At 62.2% G+C, this 19,735-nt stretch carries 22 protein-coding genes and 1 pseudogene; 13 read left to right on the top strand and 10 right to left on the bottom strand.

The window, feature by feature from the left end; translation table 11 throughout:
* Positions 1-7 precede the first annotated feature (7 nt).
* A complete protein-coding gene (locus FHW97_RS20870; RefSeq protein ID WP_054132795.1) occupies positions 8-868 on the bottom strand; it encodes a transglutaminase family protein in 861 nt (286 codons plus the stop codon).
* Positions 869-920: 52 nt separating this feature from the next.
* Positions 921-1,178, bottom strand: a complete 258-nt coding sequence (locus tag FHW97_RS20865) for a GlsB/YeaQ/YmgE family stress response membrane protein (protein ID WP_028657400.1) — start codon at positions 1,176-1,178, stop codon at positions 921-923.
* 331 nt (positions 1,179-1,509) lie between these two features.
* Here FHW97_RS20865 and FHW97_RS20860 point away from each other — a divergent pair, with 331 nt between their 5' ends.
* The 6 genes from FHW97_RS20860 to FHW97_RS20835 all read left to right on the top strand — a co-directional run bounded on the left by FHW97_RS20860 (position 1,510) and on the right by FHW97_RS20835 (position 6,537).
* Positions 1,510-2,094 carry a DUF4142 domain-containing protein gene (locus tag FHW97_RS20860; protein ID WP_054132794.1) on the top strand — a complete coding sequence of 195 codons (585 nt, stop codon included), beginning with the start codon at positions 1,510-1,512 and terminating at the stop codon, positions 2,092-2,094.
* A 64-nt stretch (positions 2,095-2,158) separates the two neighbouring features.
* Positions 2,159-2,605: a PA2169 family four-helix-bundle protein gene (locus tag FHW97_RS20855; RefSeq protein ID WP_022674602.1), complete on the top strand. Its 447-nt coding sequence runs from the start codon at positions 2,159-2,161 to the stop codon at positions 2,603-2,605.
* A gap of 69 nt (positions 2,606-2,674) precedes the next feature.
* Entirely contained in the window at positions 2,675-3,061 is a 387-nt protein-coding gene (locus FHW97_RS20850) for a PRC-barrel domain-containing protein (protein ID WP_169042211.1), read from the top strand.
* A gap of 195 nt (positions 3,062-3,256) precedes the next feature.
* The gene (locus FHW97_RS20845) at positions 3,257-4,282 is read left to right on the top strand and encodes a sensor histidine kinase (protein WP_171793583.1); all 1,026 of its coding nucleotides are present in this window, start codon (positions 3,257-3,259) and stop codon (positions 4,280-4,282) included.
* Between the two features lie 286 nt (positions 4,283-4,568).
* Positions 4,569-5,726 carry a PHB depolymerase family esterase gene (locus FHW97_RS20840; protein WP_054132792.1) on the top strand — a complete coding sequence of 386 codons (1,158 nt, stop codon included), beginning with the start codon at positions 4,569-4,571 and terminating at the stop codon, positions 5,724-5,726.
* 178 nt (positions 5,727-5,904) lie between these two features.
* Positions 5,905-6,537 (top strand): tyrosine-type recombinase/integrase, encoded by a 633-nt coding sequence (locus FHW97_RS20835; protein ID WP_054132791.1) that lies wholly within the window; start codon positions 5,905-5,907, stop codon positions 6,535-6,537.
* A 304-nt stretch (positions 6,538-6,841) separates the two neighbouring features.
* On the opposite strand, the gene FHW97_RS20830 is transcribed toward FHW97_RS20835, so the two are convergent.
* The gene (locus FHW97_RS20830) at positions 6,842-7,051 is read right to left on the bottom strand and encodes an AlpA family transcriptional regulator (RefSeq protein ID WP_054132790.1); all 210 of its coding nucleotides are present in this window, start codon (positions 7,049-7,051) and stop codon (positions 6,842-6,844) included.
* A 578-nt stretch (positions 7,052-7,629) separates the two neighbouring features.
* Between FHW97_RS20830 and FHW97_RS20825 the strand changes: the two genes are divergently transcribed.
* Positions 7,630-8,526: an ArdC family protein gene (locus FHW97_RS20825; protein WP_054132803.1), complete on the top strand. Its 897-nt coding sequence runs from the start codon at positions 7,630-7,632 to the stop codon at positions 8,524-8,526.
* Positions 8,523-8,798, top strand: a complete 276-nt coding sequence (locus FHW97_RS20820) for a sigma factor-like helix-turn-helix DNA-binding protein (protein WP_054132789.1) — start codon at positions 8,523-8,525, stop codon at positions 8,796-8,798. The genes FHW97_RS20825 and FHW97_RS20820 overlap by 4 nt, the downstream gene beginning before the upstream one ends.
* Positions 8,799-8,852: 54 nt before the next feature.
* Here the strand turns inward: FHW97_RS20820 and FHW97_RS20815 are convergent, their stop codons facing one another.
* From FHW97_RS20815 to ltrA, 6 genes are all read right to left on the bottom strand, one after another.
* Entirely contained in the window at positions 8,853-9,062 is a 210-nt protein-coding gene (locus FHW97_RS20815) for an AlpA family transcriptional regulator (RefSeq protein WP_054132788.1), read from the bottom strand.
* A gap of 284 nt (positions 9,063-9,346) precedes the next feature.
* On the bottom strand, positions 9,347-9,931 hold the full coding sequence (locus FHW97_RS20810; protein ID WP_054132787.1) for a hypothetical protein: 585 nt from the start codon (positions 9,929-9,931) through the stop codon (positions 9,347-9,349).
* 873 nt (positions 9,932-10,804) lie between these two features.
* The gene (locus tag FHW97_RS20805) at positions 10,805-10,972 is read right to left on the bottom strand and encodes a hypothetical protein (protein ID WP_169042295.1); all 168 of its coding nucleotides are present in this window, start codon (positions 10,970-10,972) and stop codon (positions 10,805-10,807) included.
* Positions 10,973-11,047: 75 nt separating this feature from the next.
* Positions 11,048-11,263, bottom strand: a complete 216-nt coding sequence (locus FHW97_RS20800; RefSeq protein ID WP_054132786.1) for a conjugal transfer protein TraD — start codon at positions 11,261-11,263, stop codon at positions 11,048-11,050.
* Between the two features lie 16 nt (positions 11,264-11,279).
* Positions 11,280-11,612 carry a conjugal transfer protein TraD gene (locus tag FHW97_RS20795; RefSeq protein WP_054132785.1) on the bottom strand — a complete coding sequence of 111 codons (333 nt, stop codon included), beginning with the start codon at positions 11,610-11,612 and terminating at the stop codon, positions 11,280-11,282.
* Positions 11,613-11,914: 302 nt separating this feature from the next.
* A complete protein-coding gene (gene ltrA, locus FHW97_RS20790) occupies positions 11,915-13,489 on the bottom strand; it encodes a group II intron reverse transcriptase/maturase (RefSeq protein WP_211183345.1) in 1,575 nt (524 codons plus the stop codon).
* A gap of 604 nt (positions 13,490-14,093) precedes the next feature.
* Between ltrA and traA the strand changes: the two genes are divergently transcribed.
* From traA to FHW97_RS20770, 4 genes and pseudogenes are all read left to right on the top strand, one after another.
* Positions 14,094-17,066 (top strand): Ti-type conjugative transfer relaxase TraA, encoded by a 2,973-nt coding sequence (traA, locus tag FHW97_RS20785; protein ID WP_054132784.1) that lies wholly within the window; start codon positions 14,094-14,096, stop codon positions 17,064-17,066.
* Positions 17,063-17,803, top strand: coding sequence for a DUF6118 family protein (locus FHW97_RS20780; RefSeq protein ID WP_054132783.1), 741 nt, complete (start codon positions 17,063-17,065; stop codon positions 17,801-17,803). Before traA ends, FHW97_RS20780 begins: the two co-directional genes overlap by 4 nt.
* A 138-nt stretch (positions 17,804-17,941) precedes the next feature.
* Positions 17,942-18,757, top strand: a pseudogene (locus tag FHW97_RS20775) (IS5 family transposase); the annotation flags it as partial.
* A 69-nt stretch (positions 18,758-18,826) separates the two neighbouring features.
* A complete protein-coding gene (locus tag FHW97_RS20770) occupies positions 18,827-19,027 on the top strand; it encodes a hypothetical protein (RefSeq protein WP_082350301.1) in 201 nt (66 codons plus the stop codon).
* On the opposite strand, the gene FHW97_RS20765 is transcribed toward FHW97_RS20770, so the two are convergent.
* On the bottom strand, positions 19,028-19,270 hold the full coding sequence (locus FHW97_RS20765; RefSeq protein WP_169042076.1) for a hypothetical protein: 243 nt from the start codon (positions 19,268-19,270) through the stop codon (positions 19,028-19,030).
* Between the two features lie 8 nt (positions 19,271-19,278).
* Between FHW97_RS20765 and FHW97_RS20760 the strand changes: the two genes are divergently transcribed.
* Positions 19,279-19,539, top strand: a complete 261-nt coding sequence (locus tag FHW97_RS20760; protein ID WP_231627932.1) for an RHS repeat domain-containing protein — start codon at positions 19,279-19,281, stop codon at positions 19,537-19,539.
* Positions 19,540-19,735 lie beyond the last annotated feature (196 nt).

Here is a 19,735-nt window from a genome sequence, read left to right as displayed (position 1 = left end):
TGGCTGGTCAGCGCAGTTCGACTTCCACGCTCATATGGTCCAGCATTTTCGCTGGCCCCGCATAGCTGCCGCTGACCGGTGCGATCTGGTGCATGGCGCGACCGGTCGCGACAGGCACAAGGTTGAAACCACCAACGCTGCGGTTGGTTGGGTCGAAGGTGATCCAGCCAGCACCGGGTACAAAGACCTCCGCCCAGGCGTGCGTGGACCCGGCCGCATCCTGGCCGACGAGGGTTTCCGCCCGGTTGTCGAGATAGCCCGAGACGATCCGCGCGCCGAAGCCGAGGCTGCGCGCCGCCTCGACGAAAAGCACCGCGAAATCGCGGCAGGATCCCCCGCCGCGATTCAGCGTCTCCACGGGGGACTGGGTGCCTTCATCGTCTCGCGCCTGATAGGCGATCCAGCTGGGAACACCCGCGCTCAGGTCCTTGAGCAGGGCCAGCGTGTCGGTCGGGTTCCCGCGCACGAACCCTTGCGCCCAGTCGTGCAGCCGGTGGTTCGCGTCCGGATACTGCATGACGGCCAGGCTGCCGAGGTCCGTCCATTCGTCGTCGCTGTATCGAAACGGATAGGCGATCGCCGACGCGGAAATGGCGAACACCGGCCACGCCACCGCGCCGACGCGGAGAACCGACCGGCTTTCGATGACCAGGCGGTCGGTGATGGATGGAAAGATCGCCGTCGCAACCGCATTGCCCGCCACGTCACGCGCCCAGGAAATGCCGGCATCGGGCGTGATGTCTAGATCGAAGGACGCAAGGTCGATGTCATGCCCTTCGCGCGGGCGCAGCATCAGCCGGTGGGGACCAAGTTGCACCGGCTGCCGGTAATAATAGGACGTGCGATGCCGGATGGTGAGCGTGCTCAAAGGACTTCAACGCCGGCGCCGCATCGCCGCGACAGCCCCATGGATGAGAAGCTCAGCGTAGCGATCCGCGGCGGATCAGGTTGACGATCGCGAGCAGTACGATGGCCCCGGCGAGCGAGACCAGGAACGTCGTGACGGTGAGCGGCGCGTTGTTGATGTCGCCCTTGGCGAAAATCAGGCCGCCGATGAAGGAGCCGACGATGCCCACCACGATATTGAGGATGATGCCCTGCTGGCCGTCCGTGCGCATGATCACGCTGGCGAGCCAGCCGATCACGCCGCCGACGATGAGCCACATGATAATTCCCATAATCATTCTCCTGTGATCCAGAAGACGATCGGGCCTTATCGACATATCGCAACCGGAATTATGCGAACGGTCGATCCGATATAATCGTTCCACAACCCGTTAAATATTTAACATATGAAATATTTATCCTAATATTTGTCACGGTTGTCAGATGTAAGCAGATATTTATGCAAATATTGAAGGGATGGACGCAACGATATCCACTTTTGATCGTTGTCAGATAGCTCCAAGCGATACCTGTCCATCTTGGAAGGTGCGCTTCCTGCCAAAGAGCGGGCGTGGCTTTTCTACCGGCATGACCGGTGGGATTGCGCCTGCAAGGAACACTACCATGAAACTGACAATGATCTCCCTCCTGCTCGGCACGGCGATGCTCGCCGTCCCCGCAGTCACCTCCGCCCAGTCCGCCACACCTGCCATGACCGGCAGCTATTCCAGCGTGAATGTAGGCGTCGGGCCGGTCCATGGCCTTGATGCTCCGGCCTTCTCGGCTGCCGCATCCGATGCCAACCAGTTTCAGATCGCGGCAAGCCGGCTCAGCCTCGCACGCTCACAGCGCAGCGATGTAAAGGCCTATGCCCAGCGCATCATCTCGGAGTCGCAAACCTCCCAGCAGACGCTGCTCGCCTCGCTGAACAACGATCAGCGCAAGATCGCCAAGCCCACCACGCGCTTGTCGGCCGAGCGCGCCTCGATGCTCAAAATGCTTCGCGGCACGCCGCGCAGTTCGTTCGACAACCTGTACCTCACCCAGTCCGCCCAGGTTCAGCAGGGCAATTGGGCCACGTACAAGGGATATGCCGAAGATGGCGCCGACCAGTCGTTGAAACAGGTCGCCGGCAATGGCGTGCACATCATCGAGCAGCAGCTGCAGCAGGGCGGCGCGCTGCTGCCTTCGGCGCTCTCGGGAAACTGACCGTCACAACGGGCCGGGAGATGCAGATCTCCCGGCTCCTGACGCTATCGGAAAGGATACGGACATGAACGACCAGCATGACATCTCGGTTCTGAACGGACTGATCACCACGACCCTCGACAGCCTGAAAGGCTTCGAGGACGCCGCCGAAGACGCGAAGAGCACGCGCTTTGCGACGCTGTTCACCAGTTTCGTCCATGATCGCGGACAGATCGTCGCTACCCTGCAGGCGGAAGTGCGCAACCTTGGTGGAGAGCCGGAGGATAGCTCCAGCCTCCTGGGCGCGGCGCATCGCAGCTTCATGGACCTCAAGCAGGCCCTCACCGGCAAGAACGACAAGGCGATCATCGACGAAGTCGAACGCGGCGAGGATCATATCAAGGCGAAGTTCGAAAAGGCGTCGAAGGACGCCGAGCTTCAACCCGCGACGCGTGACGTCATTCGCGACGCTTTCGTGTCGGTGAAGGCCGGGCACGACCAGATGCGCGATTTGAAGCACAGCCTTGCCTGAGAATGCATTTCCGGGGGCGGCGGCCGCATGGGCTTGCCGCCCCTTTTTATTACCGAAAGGAGCCAGGCCATGGCCACCAATGCAGAAGCACCGGCCGCGCCTGTGGGCGCTGTTGTCCTGACCTCCGCCGACGACATTCGCGGCAAGGCCGTCCTGGGCCGCGATGGCGACAAGCTGGGCACGATCGCCAAGCTAATTCTGGATGAACGGACCGGACAGCTCGCCTATGTCATCGTGTCCACCGGGGGATTTCTCGGATTGGGGCAGAGCTATCACCCCATTCCCTGGTCGGCGTTTCACTACAGCGAGACGGAGGGCGGATATGTGGCGGCCATAGACAAGCGCCTGCTGGAAGGCGCGCCCAGCTTCCGGCCGGATTCGGCGCCCGTGTTCGACGAAACCTATGGTCGGCGCGTGATCGACTATTATGGGACAGCGCCGGCAACCAATGGCTGATCCGGACCGGCCTTGTCCGGGTTCAGGGACGGCGACATCTGCCCGGCGTCGAATAGATGCCGGGCTTGCGCGCAATCGTGCTATGATGCGGTTTCGAGTTCATGCGCTCCTCAAAGAAGCGCGCTGTTCGCGATTGCCGGATACAGCCCTCATCACCGCGGGCTTTCTGGTTTCCCCGGAAAGGGGGCCTTCATCATGAATCCGCCCGTCCACCCTGATGTCGCTTACGGCCTCGCGCTGGCGATTCTGACATCTTCCGCCGCGCCCGCGTTGTTGCTCGACGGGGACTTCACCGTCATCGCCGGAAGCACATCCTTTTACCGCGCTTTCGGTCTCGATCCGTCGCGTGTCAGCGGGCAGTCGGTGTTTGCGCTCGGCGCGGGGGAGTGGAACGTACCCCAGCTTCGTTCGCTGCTCGGCGCTACCCTCTCGGGCCATGCCAGGATCGAAGCCTACGAAATGGATCTCAAGGGTGAGGCGCCGCCGCGGCGCCTCGTTCTGGGCGCCCAGAAGCTCGACTATGGCGAGGCGGATCATGTCCGCCTGCTCCTGACCATTTCCGACGTCACCGAAGCCCGGCTCAGCGTGAAGCTCAAGGATGACTTGCTCCGCGAGAAGGCGATCCTGCTCCAGGAGCTTCAGCACCGCGTTGCCAACAGCCTCCAGATCATTGCGAGCGTGCTCATGCAGAGCGCGCGCCGGGTGCAATCGGACGAAGCGCGCGGGCATCTCCACGATGCGCACAATCGGGTGATGTCGATCGCGACGTTGCAGCAGCAACTCGCGGCATCAAGGTTGGGCGAGGTAGAACTGCGTGAATATCTGACCCAGTTGTGCAAAAGCCTGGGCGCCTCGATGATCCACGATCATGACAAGGTGTTGATCGTGGTCACCGCCGACGGCACTAGCGTGAATGCCGACATCTCGGTCAGCCTGGGGCTGATCGTCACCGAGCTGGTCATCAATGCACTCAAGCATGCGTTTCCCGGAGGGCGCGATGGCAGGATTCTCGTCGATTATCACATGCACGATGTCGGCTGGACCTTGTCGGTCAGCGACAACGGCATTGGCACGCCCGAGACGCTGGCCGATGCGAAGCCGGGCCTGGGCACCAGCATCGTCGAAGCTTTGGCCAGTCAGTTGCATGCGACCGTTGAGACCGAGGGTGGATACCCAGGGACGACCGTTTCGGTTACGCATACAAAATCTCCATCGTCCTAAGACAGCCCTCGCAACGCAGGTTGAGATCGCACAACATGAGATCACCTACGGCAAGCCGGCCCTGTTCGATGACACGTTGACGTCCCCCGGTTGGAGGTGAAGCCGCGCGGGTGTCGACCGCCGGTCCGACTTGTCAGCGTCGGAAACTCGGACGATTCTTCGCAACCGGACTGAAAGAAGTACTTGGGTGCCTTGCATCAATGGTCTGACACCCCATTCATTGTGCGGTGCGGCAAGATGGTCATAACCACGCCTTCGCAGGCTATCTTCATCCAAGGTGATTGTCATGCGCAAACTCTCCGACACTATAGCACGGCTTGCTTCACTGCGTAATGCGGCCGATATGAGTGCAGTGCCCCGCGGCCGCCTCGAAAGCCTTCCGAATTTCGGCTCGAACCCTGGGGCTCTCCAAGCCCATATCTATGTACCGCCAACTCTCTGCGATGGAGCAGCCCTCGTCGTCGTCATGCATGGTTGTACCCAGACGGCGGCTGGCTACGACGTGGGGGCGGGCTGGTCCGAGATGGCCGATCGGTACGGCTTTGCCCTCCTGTTTCCTGAGCAGCAGCGGCGTAACAACCCGAATCTGTGTTTCAACTGGTTCTCGCCGGAGGACAGCCGCCGTGGTTCCGGCGAGGCGCTTTCGATCCGTAAGATGATCGACGCCGTCGCCGGTGCCCACCCGATCGATCCGGCGCGCATCTTCGTCACAGGCCTCTCCGCGGGAGGGGCGATGGCCTCGGTCATGCTGGCGACCTATCCGGAGGTGTTCGCCGGCGGCGCGATCATCGCCGGCCTGCCCTACGGCTGCGCGAGCACGATCCCGCAAGCTTTTGATCGCATGCGCGGGCACAGCGTCCCGCGTGAAGCGGAGCTTGCGGCGCTGGTTCGCGGCGCCTCCGATCATCCGGGTCCATGGCCTACCCTCTCGATCTGGCATGGCAGCGCGGACCCAACGGTGAACCCCAACAACGCCGACGCCATCATAGCCCAGTGGCGTGCTCTGCATGGGGTCGGTGTCGATCCCGCGCGGACCGAGGCCGTCGATGGATATCCCAGGCGCGTCTGGTGCAACGCCACTGGCCATGAGGTAATCGAGGAATACAGCATCACCGGCATGGGCCATGGTACGCCGCTCGACACAGCGGGCGAGAACGGCTGCGGCAAGAGCGGTGCCTACATGCTCGAAGCCAGCATTTGCTCCACACGACACATCTGCCGATTCTGGGGTTTAGTGGGTAGCGATAAGCATGCTGTTCATGTTAGACCTGCCGAAGCGGCACCTACGAGACAAAGCCTTGCTCTCACATTTGGATCGAACGCGGTGAATGAGACCCCAGGTGCCGGTGTCCCGACGGCGCGCCCGCTGATCGACGTGCCCGCAATCGGCGGAGTGGGCAAAGTAATTGAGGATGCACTTCGGGCAGCCGGGCTCATGCGTTAGCGGCTCACAAAACTCAACGCACGCCATGACCCACTGGATCTGTGACGGTTTCGTGCCGGTCATCCACTCAAGCGGGAACGGGAACGGCTTCAGGGGGTCGCTAGGCGCCGTGGGTCTTCCTGTTTATCGAGCGCCAAAGCGTTCTTCGAGCGGCCACTGTGGCCATCGGAGAACGATCATGGAATCGCCTGAAACTGAACTCACCGCCACCAAGCGCCAGGTCTGGAATGCCGGAAGGGCCGTTGGCGCTAAGCGTGCACTGAAACCGAAGCAGATTTGGGAGATTCGATTTTACCTAAATCAGCGCCGCCGTTTGCGAGATCGAGCGCTGTTCGATCTGGCGATCGACAGCAAACTCAGGGGCTGCGACTTGGTGCAGATGAAGATCGGCGACCTTGTCAGCGGCGGACAAATTCGAACGCGTGCGATCGTGATGCAGCAGAAAACAGGTCGGCCTGTTCAATTCGAGCTGCTTCCAGACGCTAGGGCCAGTCTACTGGCCTGGCTTGAGCGGCGGGGCGGCACGGTGGACGACTATATCTTTCCGAGCAGGGTTGATCATAATGGGCATCTCAGCACCCGACAGTATGCCCGGCTCGTCGATGAATGGGTGACAGGGGTCGGTCTGATGCGAAACGAGTACGGCACGCACTCACTTCGCCGGACGAAGGCATCAATAATCTACCGGGCAACCGGCAACCTTCGCGCCGTCAAGATCCTCCTCGGTCATAGCAAGATCGAGAATACGGTGCGCTATCTCGGGATCGACGTGGAAGACGCGCTCACCTTAGCCGAAAACACCGAAATCTGACTCGATGGCTCCTCGCGTCCCGCGAGGGGCCATTTTAACGCGCTTGGGAAAATTGCTGCCCTTCCCAAGCCGCTTATCGAACGGCAGAGTTGGTCAAAAGCCGTCATCACTGGAAGATCTGCGGAAGTCCGACTTTGGTCGGGTGCTGCCCCCAGCGCTTCGGCGTTGGAACGGCAGCTTTCCGCCGTTTGCATTTTGTAACCTGCCCTTCCGGATCGTCCTCAATCCCCGGCATTCCCGATGGGCCGCTTTTGGCAGATCACCGCCGCGCGCCGGTGTTGGAGGCCGCATTGGGAATGCACCGCTACCTGGCCTCGTCGACCCGATAGAACATGGGATTGCGCATCCATTCTCGGATGGCGGATTCCCGCCAGCCGGTGCAGCGCGTGGCGATGCGGACCTGTCTGGGAAACGTGCCCGCCTGGATCTTGCGGTAGAGGGTGGCGCGGGTCAGGCCGGTGCGATCGAGCACGGCATTGAGACGCAGGATGCGGTCCGGGGGCTGTTCGGTCATGGCGTGGTCTTCCTGTGCTGTGGTTGGTTGTCTTGCTCCTTCGCTGTGAGATTTGCTGGTCTACGGTCGGCGTCAAGAGTGCCGAAAACGGTGCCAAAGCGCTGAATCTACGCCTGATTGCGCCGGCGCCGCCGATTGTACGCTAGGCTGCGAAAAAGAAATTTTGATGGTCGTGCAGATTGTGTCTCAGGCCGTCTCGGCCTGACCGCGCTCTCCTTCCGCTGCGTTCCAGCCGAGCCGGCGGTGCCGTCTCGTCGGCAGAGCCGGTACGATCGCTGACACTTGGCCCGGCCATCTGGCCGGCCCTGTCGGTACGCCTTCAGCTCCCCTCCGGTTGTCGCCGCGCTTATTGGGCGCGCGGCGGTGTTTGCCTCGGCTCCAGGGTGACGGGGGGCGTCACGGCCCTGTAGCCCCGCCGCGACGGGGTGCAACCCGGCCCGCTGCGCGGGGCCGGGTGCTCCACGCTGTTGCGCTCCTTCGGATGCACCCCGCCGCCTGATGCGGGGCTGTCGGTCCGCTCCTGCCGCCCCCTCGCCACCCCGGCGCCGGGCCATGGCGGTTTAAGGAGCTTGAAGATCATGAGCACCGTGAACGCGAATGAACGCCAGTCCCTCTATGCCGAGGTGACGTCCCGGATCATTGCCGAACTCGAAGCCGGGCGCCTGCCCTGGGTGCAGCCATGGGACGCCAGCCGCTGTCCCTGCACGCTGCCCCACAATGCCGGTTCTGGCCGGACCTATTCCGGAATAAATGTTCTCATTCTCTGGACCTCTGCGATCGAGCAGGGCTTTTCCTCGCAGCGCTGGCTGACCTATCGCCAGGCCGAAGCAGCCGGGGGCCATGTCCGGCGCGGCGAGAAGGGCACGGTGGTCTGCTATGCCGATCGCTTCACCCCGCGTGAGGAAGCCGCCAAGGCCAGGGACGAAGACCGCGAAGCGCGCACCGTGGCCTTTCTCAAGCGCTTTACCGTGTTCAACCTCGACCAGTGCGAGGGCCTGCCCGAAGACATGATTGCCCCGGTGGCACCGATTGCGCCCGAACTGGCGATTGCTGGTGCGGATCGCGTGATCCAGGGCAGCGGGGTGACGTTCCGCATCGGCGGCGGGGAAGCCTTCTACTCCCCCACCCATGACGTGGTGCAAGTGCCGCCCCAGGCTGCCTTCCTCGAGCCGATCAACTGGTTCCGCACGGCCCTGCACGAACTCGGTCATGCGACAGGCCACACGTCCCGGCTGGACCGGGACCAGACAGGCAAGTTTGGCTCTGCGTCCTATGCAAAAGAGGAAATGGTGGCGGAAATGGCCAGTGCCTTTGCCTGTGCGGCGCTGGGCATTGTCCCGACCGTGCGGCACGCCGATTACATCGGTGCCTGGCTCGAAGTGCTGTGCGCCGACGAAAAGGCGATCTTCCGCGCGGCCAGTGCAGCGAGCAAGGCGGCCGACTTCCTGCTGGCCTGGGGGGAGGACCGGCCATGAACTCGCCCCTCCCGCCCGAATGGGGTACGCCCGTCCTGCCGACCATATCGCCCCGCGCGTTCTGGCGGCGGGGCCAGCGTGGTTTGCGCCGCATGACCAAGCGCCAGCGGGCGATCTTCGCCGCCGTGCGCTTCGAGGGCGCCAGCTATGGCGAGCTGGCCCAGTACCATGGCATAAGTGTTGAGGCGGTGCAGGCCGAACTGGCCAAGGCCCTCTCCACCCTGGCCCGCGCGGTCTATGGGCACTGGTGGCAGCGCTGGTGGCCGTGGTGAAAATTCAGGCCGCCCGATGGCTAGCCATTGGGCGGCACCGTTGTGTGGGTCCCATCAGGTAAAGTCGTCGACGGAATAGAACATCGGGTTCTGCAGCCACTGGTCGAGCGCACTGCGGCGCCAGCCCACGCAGCGCGTGGCAATGCGCGACTGCTTGGGGAAGGTCCCATCCTGGACCTTGCGATAGAGCGTCGCGCGCGAGAGCCCGGTTTCCTTGAGCACCTGGGGCAGACGCACGAACGAATTGGGCGAGGCGGTATTCATGTGGCACATCCTTCCAGTTTGATGGGTTGGATTGGCCGGCCACGAGTAGAATTGGGGCGTTACGGGAAAAGCGCAAGCGCCTGAGAATTCAGGGAATGCGGCATCTGCCGCGAGCACGCAGCCCGGTATACCGAAGCGCACCGGCACGATCTCGCACGAACACCAAAAAAATTTTGCGCGCAGGGGCTGCGCGGTTGGCAAAACCGCCGAGGTCAGCGGCATCACGAGATCTACTGCTCGCAACCGATCTTGCCGCGCGAATCAGCCTCGCGCGGCGAGACCGATCAGGACGGCGCCCGGCGCTGCTTGCGTCGGCCGTGCCCGGTCACCTCGGCGACATGGTCCACCAGCGCGGTAATGATGTCGCGAACCTCGCGGGCGGCAAAGCCTCCGGTGTCAGGCTTGATGCCGTGCGCCCGACTGAGGTCGTTCCATTTCCAGTAGGGCGAGAGCACATCCATCAGCCGCTGGGTGTCCGTGTCCTCGTAGCCGAAGCCAGTGGCGTTGGCGTAGGCCAGGGAACGATCGACATGGAGGCCGATGTACTTGGCGCACCACGCGTCTGGGAAACCCACGTCGAGCAGATGCGACGACATCGCCAGCTGCGCGACGATGCCGGCCGAGTAGAACAGATAGGCAGTGTCATCGGCCATGGGCGAGGCCAGCGACCCCATGAACTCGCCCGCGCGCTGATAACGGTCCAGGCTTAGCGCTCGGCCTTCGCGCGTGCGTAGGAGCCGGACGGGTTGAGCATCATAACGCCGCCACAGCGCACCGAGTTCAGAATTCTCGCTCGGCAAGTTGATGATGGCTGCGCCAAGCGCGGGGGCGCCAAGGTGGGATGAAGTAGCAGGAACGATCGTGTCCATATGTACCTCCGGTCCGCGTCAGAAGCGGGGAGCGGAAGGGCTCAGGTCATCACGCGGACTGACCCCGAGCTCCCGCACGTTTGCGCGCGGGAGCCGCCGGAGCTGGTAACATGCCAATGACATGCGCCGCCGCCTTTAACCCGAAGGTTTGGACATGCGCGGCGGCACCCCGGAAAACCATGTTTTCCGAGTTGAGCCATTGGCGGGATTACCAGTCCCGGCGCCGCCTTTTGCGCAGCGCGTTCCCACGATACCAGACGCCAATCCGCGCGCCAAGTTTTTGCGTGAATTATGGAAAAGCGGGTCTGCTCCGTCCGCTTTGGGCGACGAAAGTAGGAAGCTCTCGACCGGCCAGCCCATTGTCAAAGCTGCGGGCGGGCAGACGTTCTCAAGCCCTGCGCGTCTCGCCGGCCCCATCGCTCAGCGCATTGGAAATCTTCGCCGCGAATTGACGGGAGCCCTGCGGTCCGCAGTTGCACCGGCAGTCACAAGACGTGTCGCGTAACCTGTGACTGCCGGTACAGCAAAAGCTTTAGCAGATAGCGCGCGTCTGTGAATTGGTTTCCTCCGAAGTGGTGACACCGGGAAGAGATCAGCGGAGCAGTCTAGGAGAGCAATCCGTTTGTCGCCCGATCGAACGACGACGTCTCCAAACAGCCGTGTTGTCTGTTGATTAGAATCGGTTCGGCGCCCCTGTTATAAGACAGCCAAAGGTTACGGTACGGGATGGTGATTTGAGCAAGCAGGATCCTGCCTGACGTTTGGCTGACATTCAGCAAGCCGTGCGGGCGTCAGCACTTCTATCTGCCGCCAACGTGCCGCTGCATTATAGGATGTGCCGACACGAAGTGGCTACTTGCTTGGCGCGGCCGTTCAGTCGGCCGCCGCCTGACTTTCTCCAATCGCATCGATGAGCATCGCGGCCAGCGCCTCTTCCGCCCTTGCGCATGCCGCCGGATCCTTGGCGGCCAGATCGTTGCGAAGCCACTGCGGTGCGCGTTCGATCACGCCGAGAATGCGGGTCTTGGTCTTGTCGTCCATGCCTTCCCCATGACGGCGTGGCTGGCGCGGGGCAATGCGCTGGCGATGGACGGTGGAAGCGGTGTTGCCGGTTGCTCAAACTTCGTCGCCGGCATCGGCAAATGCCCGCTGTCCCCGCCGCCGCCACAGCGTGAGTTGGGTGCCAGTCTCGTCAGAACGCAGCTTTGCCGCCGCCTCGATCAACAGGCCGAGAATGACGGCGCGATCATCATCGGTCAGCTCAACGAGCCCCGCCTTGGCGATCAGCCCGCCGAGTTCGATCAATTGCCGCGTGCGCTCTCGCCGCTTCACCTGCCACGCCCTTGTGTCATGGCGCGCCTGTTGCAGGGCCAGGCGATGGCGGGCGCTGGTCGTGCAGCGCTTCTGGTTGCGCGTTGTCGCCAGCGCGTTGGCCAGACGTGTGTTCGGTCCGCTCGCCAGAAAAGAACGCGGCGCCGCGTATGCGCCATCCCTCCCGTCGTTGCGGATCAGAGATGGCGACGATCGAGAGCAACGCGCCCGCCAGTTCCTCGATGGTCAGTGCGTCGGCGCCAGTTGCCTCGACCAGTTCGCCGAGTTGGCTCTGCTTGCGTGCTTTCAGTTGCTTGGCTTTGGCGGTGAGAGCTTTGAGGTCCTCATCATAGTTGCGGGGCTTGCGCATGTCTGGTGTCCTGTGACGGCGGTCTGTTGCGCCGTGCGGCCTCCCAGTTATCGGCCTTGACGATCAATGCCAATTCCCTGAAACCTCATGGGATTCTGCCGTCCCGAGAATGATGAAATCTTTTGAGGGCGCGCTTATACGTCGTGCCGACGTGCGCTTTTAGGCGTATCTGAAGAGTAGGGATGAAGCGCTCCATCACTTTACAGTGACGAGTCTCTTCATCCCTCTCGCCGAACCGGACGTGCAAGTTTCCCTGCATCCGGCTCTCCATGCTCGCGCGCTTGGACACGCGAGGGTGGCCGTCAACCCCAATTGAGGCGACCAAATGCGTCCCAGAAGCCCTTCATGCTCTCGCGTTGATCGCGCCTCTGGACCGCATTCCATCCGTTCGGTTTCTCGATGCTGCGGTGTGGGTATCGCATTGTCCCTCCTTCCCGGAGGATGCGCAGCCGTTTGGACCCATCGGCCCATCGCAGCCGTTGCCCCCGAGCGTTGGTGGTGAAGCGATGTCGCAGCGTTCGCCACGACGTCTTTCGGTGCTTCTTCCGAAGCCAACGCCCTACGCGCTCCCATATCCATCTATCGAGCCGGGAGAAATCCCGACAGGCCAGTGTGGCGTAACGGTAGTAGTTCCGCCACCCAAGCAGGATAGGGTTGAGCTTGTCGACGACATAGGCGAGGGGGCGTCCGGTCGGGATGCTCTTCACCATGACCTTGAGCCTGTGGCGCAGATCGGTCAGCTTGCCCTTCGGGATGAAGAGATTGCCGACCAGACGCCCTGTGCGGAGCGCCTTGGTCTGCGCCACCCGATAGCCGAGGAAGTCGAAGCCTTCCCTGACGTCGGTGACCCGGGTCTTTTCCATCGACAGCTCCATGCGAAGCTCCGTTTTCAGGAACTCCGCCAGCGCGGCCTTTTCCGCTTCCGCATCCTCCCGCGTGCCTTCCACGAGAACGACGAAGTCGTCCGCGTATCTGACCAGATAGTAGGTCGGCTTGCCCTTCTTGCGATCGAGCAGCCGGCGGGCCGCCGCCCGCTTACCCGGTTCACGAGGATGGATGGACCATCGTCCGTACCGCTCGTCGAGTGCCGTCAGATAAATGTTCGACAGCATCGGCGAGATGATCCCGCCTTGCGGCGAGCCGGTGACGGGATGACGAAGAGTCCCTTCGACCATGATGCCCGCTTTCAGGAATGCGTGGATCAGCCTCAGCACCTTGCGGTCGCTGATGCGCCGTCGCACGCGCCCCATCATGACGTGGTGGTCGATTGCGGTGAAGCAGCCCTTGATGTCGCCCTCGACGACGAACCGGTAGACGGAGGATCCACGGCTCGACGGATGAAGACATTTCTGGATGCGTTCCAGAGCATCATGGGTGCTGCGTCCCCTCCGGAACCCGTAGGAGGTCGGATAGAAGTCCGCCTCGAAGACGGGTTCCAGAATCAGCTTCAAAGCCATTTGCACCACACGATCGATCAGCGTGGGTATGCCGAGTGGCCGGAACTGCCCCGGTTTGCCGGGCTTTGGGATGAGCCGTTGCCTGACTGGTTGCGGGACATAGGTTCCGTTGCGCAGCGCCTCGCGTATTTCATCGAGGAGCCTTGCGGCGCCACCGGCGCGCTGCTCGACCGAGCGCCGCGTCATTCCATCCGTTCCCGGTGTCCGGCTGCCGCTATTGCGGGCGAGCTTTTGCCAGGCTTCGGACAGGGTTCTGCGGTCGCATACGAGATTGAACAGATCGTCGAAGACCCTGTGTGGGTCTTCGTTACTCCACCGATACAGCTTGCGCTGCATGTCGAGGACGAACGCGGTATTCACCGCGCCGGGCATATGCCCGCCTCCTGCTTGCATGCCGTATCCACTGCCTTCCTTCGCCATGTAAACGGCTTTCCCGTCCTCAGACTACTACGAAGGCTCCGCCCCTCTTCACCACGGTCGCTGGTCGCTTCAGCCATCCGGCGTCCGAAAGCGCCGGAAGTGATGACAAGGTTCTCAGGTTCCCCCAATGATCTCTCGCTTGCTGTAGGCACCGACTATACCCCGTGTGAAATCCGGCCCCGGCACCACGCAAACCCATGCCGGGGCTGGCGCGCGGCGAGCCGCGTGCCTCCAGTCCACATTCGACCACTGCGGACCAACGCTTCACCGGTCAGCGGCTTGCGCCGCCGACCGACCCGCCCACTTCCGAGTCGGCGAGTTCCATATTCTGACGAGGCGTCCGCCATCGGTTCGGTTGCCCTTGCCATGGCAAGCTCGCTGGCCGGACCGCTCACGGGATCGGAAGTTCCCGCCCGTCCGGCTTTGACGGGTTCTGCTGATTTATGGCTCCCCGGAAGCACCCGGTTCACCTCACCCATCTGCTTGTCGTCGCGTGCTGCGTCACATGACGCGCGGGGCATCTCACCCCACGAGATCATCAGGAGCATGAAGTTGAAGAACCTCCTTTCTTTCAACGTCAGAACCTGACGCACGGTGCGTCGCCATGGCGATCTACCACTTCTCGGCCAAAGTCATTTCTCGCGGTGCCGGCTCGAGCGCCGTGGCCGCCGCTGCCTATCGCTCGGCCGATCGGCTCTATGATCAGCGGCTCGACCGGCACCACGATTTCTCCAACAAGACCGGCGTCGTACACAGCGAAGTCATGTTGCCCGAAGGCGCGCCGGAAGAATGGCGCAACCGGGAGAAGCTGTGGAACGAGGTCGAAGCGGTGGAGGTGCGCAAGGACGCGCAACTGGCCCGCGAGATCGAGTTCGCCATTCCGCGTGAGATGAGCCAGGCCGATGGCATCGCACTGGCGCGGGACTTTGTGCAAAAGGAATTCGTCGGCCGGGGCATGGTTGCCGATCTCAATGTGCACTGGGATGTCGGACCCGACGGCCTCGCGAAGCCCCATGCCCATGTGATGCTGAGCATGCGCGAAGTTGGATCGGATGGCTTCGGCGCCAAAGTGCGCGAGTGGAACAAGACCGAGCTGCTCACCCACTGGCGCGAAGCCTGGGCCGAGCACGTTAATGGCCGGCTGGCCCAGCTCGATATCGACGCGCGGATCGATCATCGCAGTCTGGAGGCCCAGGGCATTGACCTGGAGCCTCAGAACAAGATCGGTCCGGCCGCGGCGCGCATGGCGCAGGAAGGCCTGGTCCGCGAGCGGCTGGAAGAGCATTTTGCCATCGCCCGGAGCAATGGCGAGAAGATCTTCGAAAACCCCGGCATCGCGCTCGATGCCATCACCCACCAGCAGGCGACATTCACGGCACGAGACCTTGCCACCTTCGTGCACCGCCACAGCGAGGGGAAGGACCAGTTCGACGCCGTGCTGGCGGCGGTGCGAGGCTCGCCCGATCTTGTCCGACTGGGTCCTGACGGACGCGGCGAGGAGCGCTTCACCTCGCGCGCCATGCTCGATACCGAACAGCGGTTGGAACGTGCGACGGCCAAGCTCGACGCGCAGTGGCATCATGCCGTCCCTGACCGCCATCTCGCCGCCGCGCTGGACCGCGCCGAAGCGCGTGGCCTGGTGCTGTCGGTCGAGCAGCGCCATGCGCTCGAGCATGTCACCAGGCGTGGGGGTCTTGCCAGCGTCATCGGCTATGCCGGCACTGGCAAGAGCGCGATGCTTGGCGTGGCGCGCGAGGCCTGGGAGAAAGCCGGCTACGAGGTGCGCGGCATTGCCCTGTCCGGCATTGCCGCCGAGAACCTGGAAAACGGCTCGGGCATTGCCTCGCGCACGATCGCCAGTCTCGAGCATCAATGGGCGCAGGGACGCGAGACCCTGAGGCCCAATTCCATTCTCGTGATCGACGAGGCCGGGATGATCGGCACGCGCCAGATGGAACGCGTGATCAGCGAAGCGGAGAAGCAAGGCGCCAAGGTCGTGCTGGTTGGTGATCCGCAGCAGCTCCAGGCGATTGAAGCGGGCGCTGCCTTCCGCAGCATGGCCGAGCAGTATGGCGCCGTCGAGATTACCGAAGTGCGCCGGCAGGCCGAGGAATGGCAGCGCGAGGCCACGCGGCACTTGGCCACGGGAAGGACTGGCGAGGCCATCAAGGCCTATCATGCCGCTGGGCTGGTGGTCGAATCACCCACCCGCGAATCGGCACGCGATGCCTTGATCGCGCGCTGGGATGCCGATCGGCAGGCCCATCCCGAGGCCAGCCGGCTTATTCTCACCCACACCAATGCAGAATGCGATGAACTGAATGCGCAGGCCCGGGATCGCCTGCGCGATCATGGCACACTGGGTGCCGATGTGGCGGTCGAGACCAACCGCGGCACCCGCTTGTTTGCCGACCAGGACCGCATCATGTTCCTGCGCAACGAACGCGAACTGGGTGTGAAGAATGGTATGTTGGGCACCATCGAGCGGGTTGATCGCACCGGCATGGCCGTGCGGCTCGACGATGGCCGCACTGTGGCGTTTGACCACAAGGACTATGCCGACCTCACCCACGGCTACGCCGCCACGGTGCACAAGTCGCAAGGCGCCACGCTCGACCGGGTCCATGTTCTGGCAACGCCAGGGCTCGATCGCCATGGCGCCTATGTCGCGCTCTCACGGCATCGTGATCATGTCGAGCTGCATTACGCCAAGGCTGACTATGCTGACCGTGAGCGGCTGGCCGAGCGCATGTCGCGGGACCGGTCCAAGGACATGGCGCGCGACTACACTGGCCAGGAACAGGACCGCAAAGCCGAGCCGGCCTTACAGCGACCAGCCGGCACAGAACAAACTGAACGCAAGCAGGGACGCTTTGCTGGGCTGCGGCTCAGCGTGCCCAGCTTTGCCAGACCGTCGGTCCAGGACCAGCAGGCGACCCACGAACACACCAAGCCCGCTCTGGCAGCAGCGCATCACATCCAGACCAGGCCCAGCCTCGACCAGGCGGTCGAGCGCTATGCCCGCGCCACGGCGGAGATCGACCGCATGACCGGACAGCAGCTCCCCGCGCTCGAATACCAGAAGGCCGCGCAGGCCCGTGCGGCTCAGGCGCTCGATGCGCTGCCTGGCGGCAGCGCGCGCGATCTCGACACCGCGTTCCAGCGCAATCCTGGCCTCATGGCTGAGGCCGCCGCCGGCCGCATCGGCAGTGCCATCCGTGCTATGAAACTCGAAGCCGAAATCCGCGCCAATCCCGAACTGCGCGCCGACCGCTTCGTCGAGTCCTGGCAGCAGTTGCAGGCCCAGCGTGGCAGTCTCAGCGGCTCCAGCAACCGTGAGGCACGCCAGCAGGTGGAAGGCCAGATGCGCGCCATGGCCAAGGGCTTGGAGAAGGACCACGAACTGGGCAATGCACTCAGCAAGCGCGGCAGCCAGCTGATCGGCAAACAGTGGTCGCGGGAATGGTCGCCGGGCGTCAGTGGCCATGACATTACCGAAGCGGCCAGAACCAGGTCCATCGCCCAGCAACTGACCCATTCGCTTGAGCGTGGGCGTGACCGGGGGCTGGGCCTGTGACTGACGCTGCCGCCACTCGCACAAACTCCCAGGCCGACCTCGACCGCCCCGAAGTGGCCTTCGAGGCGATGACGCACAAGCTGGCCGTTCTCATCGCCGCTGTCGAAGGCTTTGCGGCGCGGCAGCAGGAACTGCACAGCCGGGACTACACCGAGGACCTGGCTCGTATCCATGCGCGCCAGGACGCAGCAAACCACGCTATCAAGACGCTGGCCAGCAGGCCCGCGCTGCAACTGACGCCGGAGGCCATTGCCGGCCAGATCCATCACGCGACGGCCAAAGCCAGTGAGGTTGAACGACAGCACTTCGGCGCTGCGCGGATTGACCTGGATCGCACCGTCCTCACGATCAACAAGATCGTGCAATCCATCCTGAGGGGGCTTCAGCAACTGCGCTGGCTGGGTATCGCAGCGGCAGCAGGTGTGATCGCCGGCTTCTTGCTGGGCTGGGTTGTTCCGGATTTCATCGACAAAGCGGTACCTGAAAGCTGGCACTGGCCGGAGGAGCGTGCGGCCAGCCTTCTCCAGCGTGATGGCTGGGCAGCTGGGGAGCGGATGTTGCAGGTGTCCGATCCGCAGCGGTGGCAGGCCTTGCGGGAAGCCGCTAGCGTTTGGGCGAGCAATGCCAAAGCGTTGGAGGATTGCAAGAAGCGTGCAGCGAAGGTGCGAAAGGGCGTGAGCTGCTCGATCTCGGTAGTGATCCCCATAAGCCAGCCCAAGGTCGGTTATGCCCGGTGACGGAGCACACTTCGTGGCTTCCTTAGCCTAATTATGGCTGAAATTTGATAGGGTCCGACTGAGACCTCGATCCGAAATTTGCTAAGCAATACGCTTATTTTATAATCTAGTTATCTTTTCAAAGAGATGGCCTGGATCATGGCATGGACTGATACGGCTGGGGAAGACCATAGCCGGAAAGCGCTGCGTTATTCATCCGACATGAAGGATCGGGAATGGGATTTGCTGGCGCCCTCTATCCCGCCGGCCAGGACGGACGGTCGCCGCCGCACGACGGACATGCGCCATGTGGTCAATGCGTTGGTCTATCTGGCGTCAGCCGGTTCCGCGTGGCGTTTGCTGCCCAAATGCTACGCGCCGGTTTCGACGGTCGGGCGGTATTTTTACGCCTGGCGCAACGCCGGTCTGTTCGAGACCATCAACACGCTGTCGGTCATGAGCCTGCTCGAGACCGGTGGTCGCGAGCCCTCGCGCAGCGCGGGGGTGATCGACAGTCAGATTGTCAAAACCACCTATTCCGGGGGACATAGCGGCTATGATGCGGGTAAAAAATCAACGGCTGCAAGCTTCACATCCTCACCGACACCTCTGGATTCCTGATTTCCGTTCTGGTCCAAACGGCTGATATTCAGGATCGTGACGGGGCTGTCGATGTGCTTAAGGCGGTGCCTGGTCGCTTCCCGTCATCGAACGTGTCGTGGTGGTGATGCGCCGGGGACAAGCTGAAGACGGCGCTGGAGCCCATGGGCGACTGACCAATCCAGATCATCAAGCGCTAGGACGCGCAAAGGCTTCGCTATCCTGCCCCGCCGGTGTTTGGTCGAGCGGACCTTTGCATGGCTCTGCCGCTGCTGCGGCCTGACCAAGAATTGGGAAACCACCATCGCTTCTTCAACCGCATGGGCCATCATCGCTTACACCCACATGCTCAGCCACAGAACAGCAACATATTGCTGGGCACGGCGCGATGAACATGCATCTTGCCGGAATCGCTTTCCATGTCGTGCGCCTAAGATTAGGCTGATGCTGCTGCAACCGAAGTGCCCCTACCTCAATCCAGTGGAGATTGTCTGGCAGTTCGTGCGCAACAACTGGCTGTCGAACCAAAATTTCAAATTATACGATGACATCGTCGTCTACAGTCGCTTCGCCTGGAACAAGCTCTTCGAGCACCTGCGGCGCATCGTGCCCCTCAGATTGCGTCAAAGGACCCACGGGTTCTGATCAATGCGCCCTGATATAAAACCAGTTTTGGGTGCCGCTTGACGCCCTTGACGATGTCGACAAAGTCGTCGGCGTTACGGCAATTGGCGGCAGCAGGTTTCCATTGAAGGCTTTTACGAACTGTAGAGGCAGCGCCTCTGCTGGATGCGGAAGTCCCGCGCCCAGCAATCTTTCAAGCAGCTGGCCATCACCCTCAACGTGCTGATTACAGGATAGTTTTGAAGACTCCAGATTGACTCCCATGTCAAAACATGGAAACCAACAGCAATCATCCGGAAACATTTCCGGCGAACTGGAGGGGTGGGGCGATGAAGTCGTTTTTGCATGCTGCAGCTTTCGCATTGGTTGTGGCCAAACCGGCGCATGCCACGGAGACCGTCGCCTACACGTATGATGCTCTCGGCCGGTTGGTCCAAGTTACCCACGCTGGCTCAGTCAATAACGGCCTCAATACATCTTACAATCCTGACAAGGCCGACAACCGCGTAAACGTCACCACTACCGGTAGCTAATGGCTTATTCGCATAAGTATGAAGCCATTAGTAAATTTATGAGGGTGGCGTGGTATGAATAATTTGGTAAACGTGCGCAATTTTTCGGGAAAAGGTAGATCTGCGGTCAAGGCAGTTCATAAAACGCTTCTGATAACGACGGCAATAGGCTTCTACGTGCCATCTGCACTTGCACAAGTTGCTGTTGGCTTGCCAA

It is taken from the genome of Novosphingobium sp. SG754, assembly GCF_013149315.1.
Taxonomy (GTDB): Bacteria; Pseudomonadota; Alphaproteobacteria; order Sphingomonadales; family Sphingomonadaceae; genus Novosphingobium; species Novosphingobium capsulatum.
This window is presented reverse-complemented; position numbering and strand designations above follow the sequence as displayed.